Origin of the sequence: Arenibacter antarcticus, from assembly GCF_041320605.1 — a bacterium.
Classification (GTDB): domain Bacteria; phylum Bacteroidota; class Bacteroidia; order Flavobacteriales; family Flavobacteriaceae; genus Arenibacter; species Arenibacter antarcticus.
Genome location: NZ_CP166679.1, coordinates 2,196,724 through 2,213,267, shown reverse-complemented (window position 1 = coordinate 2,213,267; position 16,544 = coordinate 2,196,724). Strand labels below are relative to the sequence as shown.

11 protein-coding genes are annotated in these 16,544 nt (G+C 41.3%); 5 read left to right on the top strand and 6 right to left on the bottom strand.

All coding sequences use genetic code 11. The features are described from left to right. Positions 1-53: 53 nt before the first annotated feature. Entirely contained in the window at positions 54-1,451 is a 1,398-nt protein-coding gene (locus KCTC52924_RS09075; RefSeq protein ID WP_251806410.1) for a sulfatase, read from the bottom strand. 369 nt (positions 1,452-1,820) lie between these two features. On the opposite strand from KCTC52924_RS09075, the gene KCTC52924_RS09070 reads away from it, so the two are divergent. Further along, the gene (locus KCTC52924_RS09070) at positions 1,821-5,123 is read left to right on the top strand and encodes an amidohydrolase family protein (protein WP_251806409.1); all 3,303 of its coding nucleotides are present in this window, start codon (positions 1,821-1,823) and stop codon (positions 5,121-5,123) included. A gap of 204 nt (positions 5,124-5,327) precedes the next feature. On the opposite strand, the gene KCTC52924_RS09065 is transcribed toward KCTC52924_RS09070, so the two are convergent. From KCTC52924_RS09065 to KCTC52924_RS09045, 5 genes are all read right to left on the bottom strand, one after another. Next, positions 5,328-6,089, bottom strand: coding sequence for a ThuA domain-containing protein (locus KCTC52924_RS09065; RefSeq protein ID WP_251806408.1), 762 nt, complete (start codon positions 6,087-6,089; stop codon positions 5,328-5,330). A gap of 69 nt (positions 6,090-6,158) precedes the next feature. Beyond that, entirely contained in the window at positions 6,159-8,837 is a 2,679-nt protein-coding gene (locus KCTC52924_RS09060; RefSeq protein WP_251806407.1) for a PVC-type heme-binding CxxCH protein, read from the bottom strand. A gap of 51 nt (positions 8,838-8,888) precedes the next feature. Next, positions 8,889-9,299, bottom strand: a complete 411-nt coding sequence (locus KCTC52924_RS09055) for a cupin domain-containing protein (RefSeq protein WP_251806406.1) — start codon at positions 9,297-9,299, stop codon at positions 8,889-8,891. Between the two features lie 11 nt (positions 9,300-9,310). Further along, on the bottom strand, positions 9,311-10,171 hold the full coding sequence (locus KCTC52924_RS09050) for a phosphoenolpyruvate hydrolase family protein (protein WP_251806405.1): 861 nt from the start codon (positions 10,169-10,171) through the stop codon (positions 9,311-9,313). Positions 10,172-10,319: 148 nt separating this feature from the next. After that, positions 10,320-11,468 carry a glycerate kinase gene (locus KCTC52924_RS09045; protein ID WP_251806404.1) on the bottom strand — a complete coding sequence of 383 codons (1,149 nt, stop codon included), beginning with the start codon at positions 11,466-11,468 and terminating at the stop codon, positions 10,320-10,322. Positions 11,469-12,302: 834 nt separating this feature from the next. Between KCTC52924_RS09045 and KCTC52924_RS09040 the strand changes: the two genes are divergently transcribed. The 4 genes from KCTC52924_RS09040 to KCTC52924_RS09025 all read left to right on the top strand — a co-directional run bounded on the left by KCTC52924_RS09040 (position 12,303) and on the right by KCTC52924_RS09025 (position 16,479). Then, positions 12,303-13,322, top strand: a complete 1,020-nt coding sequence (locus KCTC52924_RS09040) for a TQO small subunit DoxD (RefSeq protein WP_251806403.1) — start codon at positions 12,303-12,305, stop codon at positions 13,320-13,322. A 232-nt stretch (positions 13,323-13,554) separates the two neighbouring features. Continuing rightward, positions 13,555-14,451: a YihY/virulence factor BrkB family protein gene (locus tag KCTC52924_RS09035; RefSeq protein ID WP_251806402.1), complete on the top strand. Its 897-nt coding sequence runs from the start codon at positions 13,555-13,557 to the stop codon at positions 14,449-14,451. A gap of 11 nt (positions 14,452-14,462) precedes the next feature. Next, positions 14,463-15,479 (top strand): AI-2E family transporter, encoded by a 1,017-nt coding sequence (locus tag KCTC52924_RS09030; RefSeq protein WP_251806401.1) that lies wholly within the window; start codon positions 14,463-14,465, stop codon positions 15,477-15,479. A 388-nt stretch (positions 15,480-15,867) separates the two neighbouring features. Beyond that, complete coding sequence (locus KCTC52924_RS09025) at positions 15,868-16,479, top strand: nitroreductase family protein (RefSeq protein ID WP_251806400.1); 612 nt, start codon at positions 15,868-15,870, stop codon at positions 16,477-16,479. The last annotated feature ends 65 nt before the right edge of the window (positions 16,480-16,544 follow it).

The window sequence follows — 16,544 nt, the reverse complement described above, 5'->3', positions numbered from 1 at the left end:
CTATTGAAAATAACCTACAAACTCAAATTATTTTAGGGCTAGCTAAAAATCAGCTACTGTTTCATTTCTGACCGAACCGATTTTATCCAGGAATTGTGCAACTGCAAAAGTTCGTTCATTTTCTTTGGATTGGAATTCGCTAAATTGTTTTTTTCGCTGATATCATTGTCCAAATTGACCAAAAATAATTTCTCCAAATTAATTCTTTCTCCCTGTCCAGAGGGCTCATTTACGTTGCCAATAAGCTTCCAAGGGCCCTTTCGGACTGCCCACTGTGCAGTTTTATCATCGTAACCACCAAACTGCCAATGCGCTACTTCATGTAAAGATTCCTTAGTATCATCCAAAATAATGGGCATTAGACTTTTTCCATCTATTCTTCCCACCATTTTGGAATTTGTCAATTCGCCAATAGTACTAAACCAATCCATTTGCATAGCAAGTTGGTCACGAACCTGATTGGCAGGAACTACTCTAGGATAACGGATGATAGCTGGCACACGGATTCCTCCTTCGAATAAGCTGAATTTGCTCCCCCTATATTCCCCGGCATTTCCTCCACCCCAAAAAGCACGTTCCTCCAAAGAATGTCCGTGGTCCGATTGAAAAATAACTATGGTATTGTCCGCTAGGCCCGTCTCGTCCAGATAATTAAGAACCTCCCCAATTTTTTCATCCGTGTTGGATACAAAAGCAGCATATTCCTTTCTAGGTGTCGGAAGGTCCTTGTAATAGTCCAACCACTTTGTGGTTCCCTGATAGGGATAATGTGGAGCATTGAACGCCCAATAAATAAAGAATGGCTCGTTTCGCCTGTGATTGATTACCTGCTTTACCTCCTCGGCCATTAGATCGGTAAAATGTTCGCCATCATAATAGACCTCTTCTGAATTTCTGAACAGATCGTGTTTATTAGGGCCATCCCAGTAAAAGGTATGGGAATAATTATCTATACATCCACGCTGATGTCCAAAAAAATAATCGAACCCCTGTCCGTTGGGCAAATTCTGCTCCCTATGCCCTAGATGCCATTTACCAATTAAGGCGGTATAATAGCCATTTGGCTTCAGCATTTCTGCCATGGTAATCTGGTCGGTTGGTAGTCCATGTTCTCCACTCTTTTCAGCACGTTCAGGTATTGGGACATTACCCTCCAGGCCAGCACGCAAATTAGTCTTTCCCGTCATAAGTGCTGCACGGGATGGCGAACAAACGGGAGCCCCTGCATAAAATTGTGTAAACCTAACACCCTCTTTAGCAAGTCTATCCAAATTAGGGGTATACAGATCCGTTGCACCGTAAGAATTAAGATCTATGGAACCCTGGTCATCTGTCATAATAACAATAACGTTGGGTTTACTTTTAACCGAAGCTTGGGAAAAAACTCCCTGGTAAAAAAATAAAAAAAGAAACCCCAATCTAATGCCTATCAATTTCTTAAATACTCTCATTTCGTTTAATTAATTAGTTCTAAAAAACACCCACATGCTTCTATTTATTTCTTTATCCTTATCAATATTACTCAATTTCTTCTAGACTTTTTCCTTTGGCCTCAGTTACACATCTGTAGAATAAAATATTCGCTATCAGACAGATGAATGTATGGGAGGAAAGAATACTGTTCTCGCTACTAAGACTTAAGGCTAATAAATTCAACAGATCGGTTCCTCATAATCCATTTTTTTAAGCCTTATAATTTCACTATTCAAGTGATTTTCCGCTGAACTCTAGACGAAAGAAAATCGAAATATATAAAAATCGCTATTCACAATTCTATTAAGTACTTTTGGGAAAACTATATTTAGCAACCCATTATTACAATGAAAAATAGTATTCTATCGGCACTTCTCTTACTTATTTGCCTAAGTACCAATTCACAAGACAAAGAAGAAACTAAAAACGAAAGCTGGGATGTGACCAAGCCAGCGCTATCCTATAAAAATGTCTCCATCACCTCGGACGAGGGGTCTTGGATGAGTCTAGATGTAAGTCCTGATGGCACTCAAATAGTTTTTGATATGCTAGGCGACATCTACACTATGCCCATTACTGGCGGCAATGCGACCTTAATTAGAGGCGGACATGCCTTTGAGGTACAACCAAGATATAGTCCAGATGGAAAGAGCATTAGCTTTACCAGCGATGCTGGCGGGGGAGACAATATATGGGTCATGAATACCGATGGCACTGAAGCCAAACAGATTACCAAGGAAGATTTTAGGTTGGTCAACAATGCAGTATGGTCCATTGATGGCAATTATATTTTCTGTAGAAAACATTTTACCGCATCGCGTTCACTAGGAGCCGGTGAAATTTGGATGTACCATAAATCAGGTGGAAAGGGCATTCAGCTAATAGAAAAGAAAAACGAACAACAAGATATTGGGGAACCTTGGGCGTCACCCGATGGTAAGTACGTTTATTACAGCGAAGATGTATACCCTGGTGGTTTTTTCCAATACAACAAAGACCCTAACAGTCAAATCTATGTTATTAATAGATATAACTTGGAAAATGGTGAAATTGAAAGGGTTACAGGTGGTCCTGGAGGTGCCATACGTCCAGTAATTTCCCATGATGGTAAGGTAATGGCCTTTGTGAAAAGAGTACGGGAAAAAACAGTGCTTTACCTACATGATCTTGCTTCTGGAAAAGAATGGCCCATATACGATCAACTCAGCAAGGACCATCAGGAAGCATGGGCTATATTTGGCCCATACACCGGGTTTAATTTCACTCCTGACAATCAACATATTATTATCTGGGCACAGGGAAAAATCAAAAAAATTGGTGTCAATTCCTTGGAGCTTACGGACCTCCCCTTTTCGGCTACAGCAGACCACAAAATTGTGAATGCCCTAAGGTTTAAAAATGATCCTGCCCCGGAAACCTTTAATCCAAAGGCGATACGTAACGCAGTAACCTCCCCCGACGGCAAAACCTTAATCTTTAACGCAGCTGGGTATTTATGGAAAAAATCGCTACCTAAGGGTGAGGCAGTTCGCCTCACCAAAGGGACGGACCTAGAATCTGAACCCTCATTTTCAAAGGACGGAAAATACTTGGTTTATGTGACTTGGAACGACGACAAGATGGGTGCCATACAAAGGTTGGATCTAACCTCCTCCAAAAATAAACCACAGCAATTAACCACTGAGAAAGCCATTTATAGGGAGCCTTCTTTTTCACCCAAAGATGTGAATATTATTCTGTATCGGGAAGAAGCAGGAAATGGACACCAGGGTTATGTACATACCAAAGCACCTGGAATTTATTTACTAACAGTGAATACTACTAAAAAATCGGGATTCAAGTCCAGTAAACAATTCGTAGTAAAAGAGGGTGAATTTCCCGCGTTCAATAAGGATGCCAATAGAATATATTACCAAACTGGAGGCTATCTTTTCGGAAACCTAACTAAAACCCTGAAATCTGTAAACCTGGAAGGCAAAGAGCCTAGAGAATTGGTGAAGTCTAAATACGCACAACGTATTATTCCAAGTCCAGACGACCAATGGGTTGCTTTCACCAATTTGTACAAAGTATATATTGCGGCCTTGCCCATGACCGGAAACACCATAGAATTGGATGGAAAGGCCACCAATGTGCCTGTGGCCCAAGTAGCACGCGATGCAGGAATTAATTTGCATTGGTCCTCCAATAGCACTCAACTCAACTGGACATTAGGGGATGCCTATTTTAGCGCCCCTATTAACCAAAGATTTCTCTTTTTGGAAGGAGCTCCAGATTCCATTCCAAAGATGGACACTCTAGGTATTAAGATAAACCTAACCCTTACTTCCGATAAACCACAGGGAATTATGGCGCTTACCGGAGCTAGAATCATTACAATGGATAATGATGAAGTTTTGGAAAATGGCACCATCATAATTAAGGACAATAGAATTATGGCTATTGGTCCCAAAGGCGATATAAGTATACCAGCCGAAGCCAAAATCATAGAGGTTAGTGGCAAAACCATTATGCCTGGATTAATAGATGTACACGCCCATCTTGGACATTTCAGATTTGGATTAAGTCCACAAAAGCATTGGGAATACTACACCAATTTGGCCTATGGTGTCACCACAACCCACGACCCCTCGGCAAATACGGAGATGGTGTTCTCACAATCGGAAATGGTGCGTGCTGGAAATATGGTGGGGCCTAGAATATTTTCGACAGGGGTTATTTTATACGGAGCAGATGGAGATTTTAAAGCTACCATCAACAATTTGGAAGATGCCCGCTCGGCTATTCACAGAACAAAAGCATTTGGAGCATTTTCTGTAAAAAGTTACAATCAACCAAGAAGGGAACAAAGGCAACAAATCATTAAAGCAGCTCACGATAATGAGATAGCGGTGGTTCCTGAAGGGGGCTCAACCTTCTTTCACAATATGTCCATGATTTTAGACGGACATACAGGAATAGAGCACAACATTCCTGTGGCCACTGTCCATAAAGATGTCACCCAATTATGGGCCGCTAGCCAATCTGGTTACACCCCAACCCTAATCGTTAATTATGGCGGATTGAACGGGGAATTCTATTGGTACCAAACCACCAATGTATGGGAAGATGAAAAGCTTTTAAAGTATACTCCAAGAGGCACTATAGACTCCCGGTCCAGGCACCGTACCATGGCTCCGATGAAAGAATATGAAAACGGTCATATCCTGGTTTCAAAAAGTGTCAAGAAATTGGCGGATGCAGGGGTAAAAGTCAATCTGGGTGCACATGGACAAATACAAGGACTTGGAGCACACTGGGAACTTTGGATGTTGGCTCAGGGCGGGATGACTAATATGGAAGCCTTAAAAGCAGCCACCATAAATGGGGCTAACTACCTTGGAATGGACGATCATTTGGGCGCTTTAAAAACAGGAATGTTGGCAGATTTAATAGTTTTGGATAAAAATCCCCTTGAAAATATTCAGAATTCCAATTCTGTGCGCTATACCATGATCAACGGTAGGCTATACGATACAGAAACCATGAACGAGATTGGAAACGAGGATAAACCTAGAGGAGCCTTTTACTGGGAAATGAACGACTATGCCCCTGCCTTTGACTGGCATGGGGAAACCCGCACCGGATGCTCTTGTGAAAGTGGTCATTGATTAATGGATTAATAATTAAAGGATCATAGGTCGTTATATTTTCCAAAATATAATTATTTAAAAGGAGTATACGATTTCACGGAGTTGAACGAGGAAAAAATCCCATTCCCACTACTAAAAAAGCCTTTCAGAAATGAAAGGCTTTTTTTTGAGTATGCGAAGTAAGTTCCCTTATCTACAATGTGAAGGAGTAAAAATTTATAATCAGTGCTTCCCTCTTACCCATTCCCCACTATTCTTCAGGATGGTTTGATACGCCTCTAAATCATGTGCCCTTTCATCATGACCCAAAGTATTGCCTATTATTTTTGCCTTTGGATGTTTTACAATCCATACTACCGGATATTCTTTGCCCGACGCTATTCCCTTTCCCATGGCCAACACTTCAATTTCGGCATCGAGATCCTTTTCCCATCGATAGAGCTCGTCTACGATCTTGAATGTAATTGGCACACCCTTCATTATGGGATGATCCGGTTTTATAACGGTTACCTCAAATTCCTGCAGCTTCTCGTGGGAGCGCGAGCCGCCACCAACGAGTTTTAAATTATACTCTGGCCAATCCTCCCAATTGTACCAGGTACTTGGGTGATAGAGAAGTAAATTCAGGTTTCCATCGTCTACCCTAGAGAATATTGCTTTTTTAGCGGTCGCATCCAAAGGTTGGTTGTTGGTCAACATCAACACATCAACTATAGGAATTAAAGTACCCATCTCTGCAACATCCTCGGCATAGACTACTGTGTTCTTCCCATTTTCACTTAGGACTTCACCATCGGCAATTCCAAATAATTTTAGAAAATCATGTGACCCTCCACCTCCGGTTATCAGTATTTTAGTGGCGCCCTTCTCCTCAGAAATAAAACGCCCCACAGTTTTATCGGACTTATAATCCTTTGGTAATACTTGGGCCTTGCAACTATATACCAACCCTAAAATGACTACTACCATTACTAATTTTTTCATTTTTATCTATTTTAAAATTTCAGAATCCTTTCTTCCATTAATTTAGTTCCTTTAAATATCAGGGTTCGCTTAAGTTACGATAATCACGCCCTGCATAAATCGCCAATGCCCGGGAAAGGTGCAAACAAAGGGGTAGCTGCCTGGTTTATCGGGCAACTGTACCATTACCGAACCAGTTTCGTTAGGACCTAACATTTGGGTAGCACCTAAAACATATCTGGATTTGGGGACATATCCCATCTTCTCCGCATCGGGGGTAGTGACAAAACTATCTACCAAGGGTCCAAAGATCTCTAGACTTCCTTCCTGTATAACCACTAGGTTATGGGGCATCTGGTCCTTGTTTACCAATTTAATTTCTACAATCTGCCCAACCTTGGCCTCCAGCACCGTTTTGTCATACGCCATTTCCTGGCTAACCGTATTGATGGTAAATGTTACATCGGCCTTTATCTTTGCAATTTTTCCGAGGCCCATATCAATATGCTGTCCGCCACCAGTATTCTTACAATGCAGGGCGATAGTGTTCTTCCCTTTTTTAAAGGCTGCAGCCTTATCCTGGTCCAATTTCATGTACTTATACGCTCTGCTGGAACCCGTTCCAGAAAGGACCAGCACCCCATTTACATACACTTCGTAGTCGTCATCATAGGCGATCTTGATCACAGGTTCGGTCATTTCCTGATTGATAGTCACTGTTTTTCGCATCCAAATATCATCTGTAGTCCATTGAGTAGTGTTACGCTTTTCACCATGGCTTCCGAACATTCCTTCCCCTTTTTTCCATGCACTATCATCAAATGCAACTAACATCCAATTCTCCGTAGGTTTTGCTTCGGTATAGGACCAGGTCGATTTTTTTTCTTCCGAAGATGGCACCACCATTTCCACCAAAGATGCCTCTACCTCTTCCGTATTCAATTCCCTGAAGTATATTTTCGTAGCGGCATTGAGCCATTTATCCGATGCATTATCCATATTTTTGGACACCTTTTGCATTTCAGCATAGAGTTCGCCAGATTCTGGCAATTCGCTTGCCCTTAGGATGGCTGCCAACCGCAGTTGAGGGTCGGTATCCGATAAAAGCTGAGATCTTGCCAAGAGGCCACTCCCTTCTTGGGAGTTTGGCAGCAGAGTCAGTGCTGCCCGTTTAACTGCGTAGGAATCACTCTTAAGGGCGTTCACGACGGCCTCTTCTGCCGCTTGATACTTACCGTCTAACGCCCCCAACCCGTCTAGGGTCCACAGTGCGTGTAAGGCTGGGGCATTAAGTCCATTGCCATCTGTTTTAGTCATGTCACCCGCCAATTGGACCAATTGTGGGATCAATTGGATCCTGTTTTCCTCTACAATAAACCGTTGGGCCATGGTCCGCCAAAATAGATTGTCACTTTTCAAAGCTTTCAACAGAGCGCTATCATCATAACGATCTAGGGAAGTGATTTTTGCATCGGGCTCTTTTTTGTATTTTACAATATAGATTCGTCCATGGCCATAATCCCTAAGCTTATTAAGATGGGCGTTCCCCTCGCCTTTATCGGCGTTCCATATTTGGTTGTCCATCCCCCGTTTATCGGGATTGTGCTGAATTACGGGATTGTACCAATCTGCCACCCATAAGTTTCCATCTGGGCCCGTCTCTGCGAATACAGGGGCAGTCCAGGCATCCGTACTGGCAAAGATATTACCACCATCTTCCTCTTTATAACCCGCTCCATCCTTTACGATCTTAGCAATATGCACCAGGTGGCCGGTGGGTTCACATACGTACATTTGGTTCTGGTATTCCACGGGATAGTTGCGGGCTGTATAAAAATTGGCACCTGCAGCAGCTGTATACCCTCCACGTACATCTACCTGTTGCAAGGGAATGCTATCTACCGGATGTATTTCATAATGCCCCTGTATAAAATCGGCATTTAGCGACCACGGAGGCATCCTATCCAAATACTTGTAATATTTTAAGGGAATCCCTACATAACAGGCATGGTTGTTATTGGCCGTGGATCCAAAAATTTCAAAATTTTCATTGTATCCCATTCCCCAAGTATTATTGTTGAATTGGCCTACAGGCTCCAAATAGGACCCGTCCCTAGCGAAGCGGTATACTCCCCGTTCAAACTTTACAGGTTTTCCTGAAAAATCATTTTCAAAGCCAGAATATCCTACGGCTCCCCAGATAGCATTATCCAATCCGTATCTTAGGCTAGACGGTCCGGCATGGGTATCAAAAGTTCCAAAACCACTGAAAAGTACGGTGCGCTTATCCATCTTGTCATCCCCATCAGTATCTTCTAGGAACACCATGTCTGGTGCTTGGGCCACTATGGCTCCTCCTTTAACTAAGATTATTCCAGTGGAAAGCCGTTGATCTGTGGCAAAATCGATGAATTTGTCTGCCTTTCCGTCCCCGTTAGTATCCTCGCAGATAGTAATTCTATCACCGCCTACATCATTGGCCAGACCATGTGGATAATCCTTGGACTGCACTACCCAAAGTCGGCCTCTAGCATCCCAGGTAAAGGCTATGGGGTTGATAATATTGGGCTCGGAGGCGAACAGTTCTGCCGTGAACCCCTCGGGGAGCTGAATATGCCTTTGTGAATCCTCGGGCACCAAGGGATCTTGTACCCTTGGGTTTTCTCCGGTATAGGTTAATGGGGGCAGCGGTTTCTTTTCTCCAGAACAGGCAGAAAAAAAGAGCATTCCCAAGATGGAGCACAATAGTCCTGACGATAACTTTTTCATGGTTTTAAAGTTTTAATACTTACTATTTTAAATTTGGTTGGTTGCAATTGTCTATTCTTTGGTCCGATAGTGGATATAGGGTTCCTCTTGGCCCATATCCACGGTTCCCGCTTCCCACCCGTCCGGTGGGGAAAGGATTGCTAGAAATTCGAGTTCCCCTTCCCCCGCATTGAACGTGGCATGTACCACATCTGCATCTATATAAACGGAGTCGCCCGCTTCCAATAATTGCATTTCATCCTCGATCCATTGCTCCGCCTTCCCCTTTAGAATATATAAAATCTCATGCATTTTTGGATGCCTATGGAAGTCATGTCCCTTTCTTTCGGGCACCACCACCTTTACCATATACGATTCCGCATTTTTGACCAGTTGGGGATGGTAATGCCAATAATGATCCCGTCCAAATGCTTTTTCGAACATCACGTCCTTCTTTTTAATGAATTTCCAATTCTTGGGCATTATCAGAAAATTTATAAGGTTATAGATTTAAATTCCTTGGTCAGGTTTGTTAAGGATTGTTCCACTCCCATCCGTTCTAGGGAGGAAGCCCCCACAAAGCCATGGAGACCCGTGGTATGGGCCAAAGCATAACGGACATCATCGGGAGTATTTATGGGGCCTCCATGAGCCAGAAAAAAGGTATTGTGATTCGCTTTCTTTACTGCATCTACAATGGCCTGAGTACGCTCCAGAGCATTGTCCATGGAAACCGATGCTCCGGTAACACCTATAGATCCGCCTACGGTGGTGCCCACATGGGCAATGATGGCATCTGCCCCAGCATCTGCCATTTGTACGGCCTCCTCTGGTTTGGCCACATAAACAATAGAGAACAAATCCATTTTAGTGGCCAAACGCACCATCTCCACTTCCTTTTGAAAGCTCATCCCTGTTTCCTCTAGGACCTGCCTAAAATGACCGTCAATAATGGAATGCGTGGGGAAGTTATTTACTCCTGAAAAACCCATATCCTTTACCTTACCCAAAAAATGCCACATTCTTCTCCGGGGATCACTACCATGTACACCGCAGATAACTGGAACCTCTTCTACCACTGGCAACACTTCAAATTCCCCGATTTCCATGGCAACGGCATTGGCATCACCATAGGCCATCATTCCGGCGGTAGAGCCGTGACCGGACATACGGAAACGACCAGAATTGTAGATAATGATAAGGTCTGCCCCGCCCTTCTCAATAAATTTCGCACTGATGCCTGTACCAGCACCTGCTGCTATAATTGCCCTATTTTGGTCAACTACTTTTTGCAATCTATCTCTTACTTCTTGTTTAGTATAAGGATTCCCTATCCCTGTCCATGGATTTGCCATATTGGTTTCTTAAGTTATTTATGATAATTATAATTTATTTTGATGTGGTGGTTTATACTATTATTTCCTTTTCTAATTTTTGGGCAACCCAACTTTTCTTATATAAAAATTGTCCAGCATAATCCTACAATGGATGATTTCTCATTGTTTATTGTCTATCCTTTACCTTGAACTCCTTAATGGTATTCATAATATTCCTGGCGGTCCGTTCCAATAGTTGGGGAGCTTTTTTCAGGGCCTCTTCCAGTGCTATTGGTCCATCAACTATAGGAAAAACAGCAGTAACGCCTAATTCAAAAATAGCATTCATGTGGTCGCCTACCTTTCCTGCTAATACAATTACAGGTACTTGGTGTTTTTTAGCCATTTTAGATACCCCAACAACGGTTTTTCCATTAAGAGTTTGTAAGTCTATTTTCCCCTCTCCCGTAACTACTAGATCGGTATTATTCAAGTGCTGCTCCATACTTACCATTTGAAGCACCAGGTCTATCCCATTTACGATCTTACCATTCATAAATGCCAATAAGGCGGCACCGGTTCCCCCTGCCGCACCTGCCCCTTCCTTGTTTACAACATCGATATTGAACTGATCCCGGATTACGGATCCATACTTATATAGGCTATTGTCTAATAGTTCCAATGACCTCTCGTCTCCACCTTTCTGGGCGCCATAAATAAAGGAAGCCCCATTTGGCCCAGCCAAAGGGTTGGAGACATCACAGGCTACCACCACCTCACAGTCTCCTATTCGAGTATCAAAATTGCTAAGGTCTATACGCTCAAGATTTTCTAATTGACCACCCCCATCACCGACTTCCTCTCCCCTTACATCTAGGAACCTTGCTCCAAGGGCCTTTAACATGCCAGTCCCCCCATCGTTGGTAGCACTACCACCTAGGCCAACAATAATTTTTTCACATCCATGGTCCAATGCCGCTTTTATCAATTGGCCGGTACCATAGGTAGAGGTCAATAATGGATTTCTTTCCTTTTCCTTCAGAAGTTCCAGCCCCGAGGCCCTAGCAAGTTCAATGATGGCCGTTTTTCCATCCTTTAAAACACCAAATTCCGACCTTATTGTCCGACCCAAGGGATCTAACACAGGAACTGTTAATACTGTTCCGCTAATACCATCCAACAGAGCATCAATAAGACCCTCGCCCCCATCGGACAAGGGAATCTCCAAAATTATTGCCTCAGGATATACTTGGCGTATCCCTTTAGTGATAGATGCGGATACCTCTTTGGCTGAAAGGCAGTCCTTAAAAGAATCTGGAGCGACAATAATTTTCATATAGATTTGAACTAATTATTCTTAAATGTAGGTTATTTTTAAAAAAAGGTTTAGCCATGACTTTAGTCAGGGATACAGGCTTTTTTAAAGGTAGAAAGATTTAAATGTAGAAAAATTATTTAATATTCCGTGATAACAAAGTTGTATTGATCTTGATTTGTGCTGCCCTTTATAATTAATCATTACCCTAATCTATAGTCTATTGCTCTTTAAGTTCCTTGTCTCCTGTATTAATTCAACCGCTTTTCTATCAATTCACCCATCCCGTTCCCTATTCCCTTTTTGATGGGCTTCACTTCCTTTCCGGTAGTATTCTAACGCTTTGGATTTCTTTTCCCTTAGGGCAATAAACACCGTCCTCTAAAATCATTAAAAAAACATCTATCTTTGTCAGTTGAACTTATGACAGGAACTAGCCTACATATAAAAAAAATTCAGCGCATTGTATTCATGCTGGCCGTTTTTGTGGCTTTAACTCCTTGCTCCATCAAAGAAACCCTATTCAGTTCTTTTGAAATCACTTTTGAACGACCTCTCAACAAAACGAAATCAACACAGAGTATAAACACTTTTTGTGAATCCGAAGTAGTCGTACAAACTAATATAGAATGTAACAGCAAGCTCGCGGCAATAAATCTTCCGGATATAGCGAATTCCATCACTATTATCCCGATAGGCTGCAAAAAAGTTGCTTTAAAACAATACGCGAAAAGAACTTCGGGCAAGAGCCCTCCTATGTACATATTATATAAACGATTGAAATTTGATATAGCCTAAACCTTTTTTTCCGCTATTCAATTTTTAATATAATCGTTTAAATAATATCTTTTTTACATGAATCAGAATCACAACGATCAGTCACAAAATATGGCTGGTCTCTTCACATTAGCCATCCGCTTAGTAGTTGGCTGGACTTATTTTTCCGCCTTTTGGCGTAGATTAGTAATAGACAACAAATTAAACCCCGAGGAAGCAGGTTATATAGGAGAGAAATTCAACCATTTCCTACCCAACGCTCTAGGAATTGGCCCCATGATTGAATATTTGGTAAGTAATCCCGATACCCTTTGGTGGGCCATGGCAGTCTTTACCATCATAGAGGGATTGGTAGGGTTATTTATTATGTTGGGCTTGTTCACTAGATTAATGAGTATTGGGGTTTTTAAACTGGCCATGGGAATCTTATTAGGTGCGGGTTGGATAGGCACTACCTGTTTGGACGAATGGCAAATAGGGGTGTTAGGTATTGCCACGGGGTTTACTTTATTCCTTACTGGGAGTGGATCCTATTCTTTGGACCAATATTTCATTAACAAGAATGCGAAATTTACCCGAACAAAATGGTTTTCTTGGTTAGGATCTGGAACCTTGCCCATAAAAAACATCAAACCCTTTGTATTGACCGGGGCGTTGGCCATACTAGCCCTAACCCTATTTACCAATCAATATTTCCATGGTGGTATCTTTGGAACTCTCCACAACAAATCCGTTAAACCAAAGCTAGAGATCAGTAATACAAGCCTTAACCAGGACCATTTGCAGTTTGAGGTGTTCCGAGTAGAGGGTGTGGATGTTTACGGTTCGTTCTTAATTGGCATGCAACTTCTGGACCAAAATGGCACTATCCTTTTGAACAAAGAAGGAGCCGATCTTGCTAAGTTTTCAACGAACAATATCCACAATCATTACGTGGCCAAGATAAAACCTGGCAAACACAGTCTTATCATTCCTTTAGGGGCCAAGGCTGATATCACTTTAGACCTAAACAATATCGATTTAAAGAATGGGGAGCAATACACCCTAAAACTAATTGATATTAGCGGTCTGGAATGGGAAATTGTTATGGCATATTGATTATGTTTCAATAAAAATTGATCAAAAAAAAGGGCCTTAAGCGAAAACTTAAAGCCCTTTTTTTTTATACATTGACTTTAATCTAAACAAGATTTTTTGCGGGACTCCAATTTAATTGAATCAATATAAAACCTAATATTGATAAAGCAATTGTTTCTCAATAGCTATCTTATACATTTGTCAACCAAAAACGTATTACATCTACTAGCCACCATTGTTTAAATAGACCTATATGAAAGAAGAACGCACAAGGTTTAAACCAAAAGACATCCCGTCCTTAATAAAGGATACTTACATCTCTTGGATGGCCAATGACCCGTGGCGGCTAAGTGCGGTTGTAGCCTATTATGCCGTACTTTCCCTTCCAGCCCTATTGGTCATTATAATAAATATAGTTGGCGCCATTTGGGGAGTAGAGATTGTACAGGGTCACCTAACCCAAGAATTTTCCTTGGCCCTTGGCAAAGAGGCAGCGACTTCTATTGAGACCATAATTTCAGAGACCCAAAATGAGAAAAAAAACCTTATATCTACCATAATCGGAATTGGCACCTTACTCTTTGGTGCAACTGGAGTCTTCTATCAATTAAAAATATCCCTTAACCAAATATGGCAGGTACAGCCAGATCCCAAGGCAAAAGTTTGGAAATTGATCACCGATCGCGCCCGTAGCTTTGCCTTTATTTTTGTTATTGGTTTTCTGCTTTTGATCAGTTTTATTTTTACTGCAGCAATAAGTGCTCTTAACGGTTATATTAAACAAATGTTCCCAGATTTAGTGATATATATCGCCCATATTATGGACGTTGTAATATCTTTGGGTATCATAACAGTATTATTTGCATTGATGTTCAAATATTTACCCGACGTGAAAATTAAATGGAAAACAGTGTGGAAGGGCGCTATACTTACCGCAATTCTCTTTGTAATAGGTAAAACCTTGTTGGGACTCTATTTTGCTGAAGCGGAACCAGGTTCCACCTATGGTGCCGCAGGCACTATTGTACTTATTTTGTTATGGGTATCCTATTCTTGTCTTATCTTATTCTTTGGCGCACAGTTTACCTTTATATATGCGAAACGTTATGGACAAAGCATAACCCCAAGTAGTATTGCAAAGAAAAAATAAACCTCAAAAACATGAAATATATAAGTCCATTTATTGTCAGACAAGTATTCGTAATGCTACTCATAGTACTAATGGGAGGTCTTATCTTTAAAGAAATGCTTCCTTATCTAGGAGGTGTCCTGGGTGCAATTACTATTTATGTATTGCTTAGGAAGCCTATGTTAATGCTGGTTAAAAAAGGATGGCATCCCAATTTAGCCGCTTGGACTTTAATAATTACTTCCTTTACCAGTATTCTTTTGCCCTTAGTGGCTTTTGGATTTATGATTGGCAATAGAATAGAGTATGCCGTTACCAATTCGGAACAAGTGGTGCAGGCGTCCAAAACGCAATTACAAAAACTAGAGGAATACTTAAATTATGATGTCACCTCACAAATAGACCCTTCGGCTATCTCATCGTGGCTTTCAAAAAGCTTACAAAGCATTGCAGGGAATACTTTTACCATTTTCATTTCCATTACCGTAATGTATTTTCTGCTATATTTCATGTTGATCAGTGAAAAGAAAATCAAGGATTCCTTATTCACCTATATTCCGATCAACAGTGACAACTTGGAAACCATTGGGAACGAAACTTTTGATAAAGTTCGTTCAAATGCCTTGGGAATACCTCTAGTTGCCATTGCTCAGGGCGTAGTGGCCCTAATTGGATTTTTTATATTCAGTATCCCCAATCCCTTTTTCTGGGCAACCGTGGTCACCATCGGTTCTATGGTTCCGTTTGTGGGGAGTGCCATAGGGACCCTACCAGTATTTATCCTTGCCCTTGCCAACGGGAATTCTTTTCAGGCGTGGGGAATTCTCTTATATGGAACTCTGGTCATAGGCGCGACCGACAATCTGTTTCGTTTGTACATTTTAAAAAAACTGGACGATGTTCATCCGATTATCACGCTGATCGGTGTTTTGGTAGGCGTACCCTTATTTGGATTTATTGGATTGATCTTTGGCCCTATTTTAGTAAGTCTTTTTCTCATAATTCTAAGAATTTACAAAAACGAATACGGTCAAAATTCTTCCGCTTAACAACAAAGGCACCCATGTTACGATCAAAAAACAGTTTGAAAAACATACTCGATCTAAAAATATCCGGTCCCTTTCCATCAAAATAGCGGATGTGAGGCAAGAAACAAACTTCATTTCTCCACATCGCAATTGCATCAACATATTGAGGGAATAAGTCAACATAACAATCCAAAAGTGATTAATATTGATAGTGGTAGTTGGAGTTTCCTTTGAAACTTCAACTAATGGTTAATTATACACATCTCATATATTTCCATTTACACTGTTGGAGTTCCTATACGTTTTGCTCTAAGAAATACAGCTATAGTTCTCCACAATAGGGAAACCGGATGTGTCCAAATTGGACCAATTCCATTTACCTATAAATTTTACATAAAACATCGAAAGCATGACATCCTCGGAACAAATACAACTTGAAAATATTGCAGATTCTGATTATGAGATATTTGCATTATTAAAACAACGGTACAGCCCTAGAATTTTTAAGGATAAAAAACTTTCCAAACAGAATATAAAACAGCTTTTTGAAGCAGTACGTTGGGCCGCTAGTTCTAGCAACCAACAGCCATGGCGCTTTTTATATGCTGAAAAAGAGACCGAAGCCTATGACAACATTTTGGATTGTCTAAGTGAAGACAATAAGAAATGGGCCGTTAATGCCCCCTTGTTGATGCTTACGGCCTACAAAGAGAAAACCGATCAAGGGACCGATAATTTTCACGCCCTACACGATTTGGGGCTTGGTTTGGGCGGTATGACGGTACAAGCACAATATATGGGTATTGCCATGCACCATATGGCGGGGCTAGACTGGAAAAAGGCACATAAACGATTTAATATCCCAGAGGGGTTCCACGTCACCACTGCAATTGCTATTGGACACTTCGGGGGTGAACTAGAAGATCTTCCTTATGAATTACAGGAAAAGGAATTGGCTACAAGGCAAAGAATCCCACAAACTGAATTTGCTTTTAAAGGAAAATGGGGAAATGTAGATTAAGTTGTTGTCAATTCTAATTTGAATACTTAAAGGCCAGTTTAAGGGGAATGGCTAAAAAGTAGGGT

Excerpts from the sequence above, each read along its gene's own strand:
- KCTC52924_RS09075 (WP_251806410.1), bottom strand. The coding sequence starts at position 1,451 with ATGAGAGTATTTAAGAAATTGATAGGCATTAGATTGGGGTTTCTTTTT.
- KCTC52924_RS09070 (WP_251806409.1), top strand. The coding sequence starts at position 1,821 with ATGAAAAATAGTATTCTATCGGCACTTCTCTTACTTATTTGCCTAAGT.
- KCTC52924_RS09065 (WP_251806408.1), bottom strand. The coding sequence starts at position 6,089 with ATGAAAAAATTAGTAATGGTAGTAGTCATTTTAGGGTTGGTATATAGT.
- KCTC52924_RS09060 (WP_251806407.1), bottom strand. The coding sequence starts at position 8,837 with ATGAAAAAGTTATCGTCAGGACTATTGTGCTCCATCTTGGGAATGCTC.
- KCTC52924_RS09055 (WP_251806406.1), bottom strand. The coding sequence starts at position 9,299 with ATGCCCAAGAATTGGAAATTCATTAAAAAGAAGGACGTGATGTTCGAA.
- KCTC52924_RS09050 (WP_251806405.1), bottom strand. The coding sequence starts at position 10,171 with ATGGCAAATCCATGGACAGGGATAGGGAATCCTTATACTAAACAAGAA.
- KCTC52924_RS09045 (WP_251806404.1), bottom strand. The coding sequence starts at position 11,468 with ATGAAAATTATTGTCGCTCCAGATTCTTTTAAGGACTGCCTTTCAGCC.
- KCTC52924_RS09040 (WP_251806403.1), top strand. The coding sequence starts at position 12,303 with ATGAATCAGAATCACAACGATCAGTCACAAAATATGGCTGGTCTCTTC.
- KCTC52924_RS09035 (WP_251806402.1), top strand. The coding sequence starts at position 13,555 with ATGAAAGAAGAACGCACAAGGTTTAAACCAAAAGACATCCCGTCCTTA.
- KCTC52924_RS09030 (WP_251806401.1), top strand. The coding sequence starts at position 14,463 with ATGAAATATATAAGTCCATTTATTGTCAGACAAGTATTCGTAATGCTA.
- KCTC52924_RS09025 (WP_251806400.1), top strand. The coding sequence starts at position 15,868 with ATGACATCCTCGGAACAAATACAACTTGAAAATATTGCAGATTCTGAT.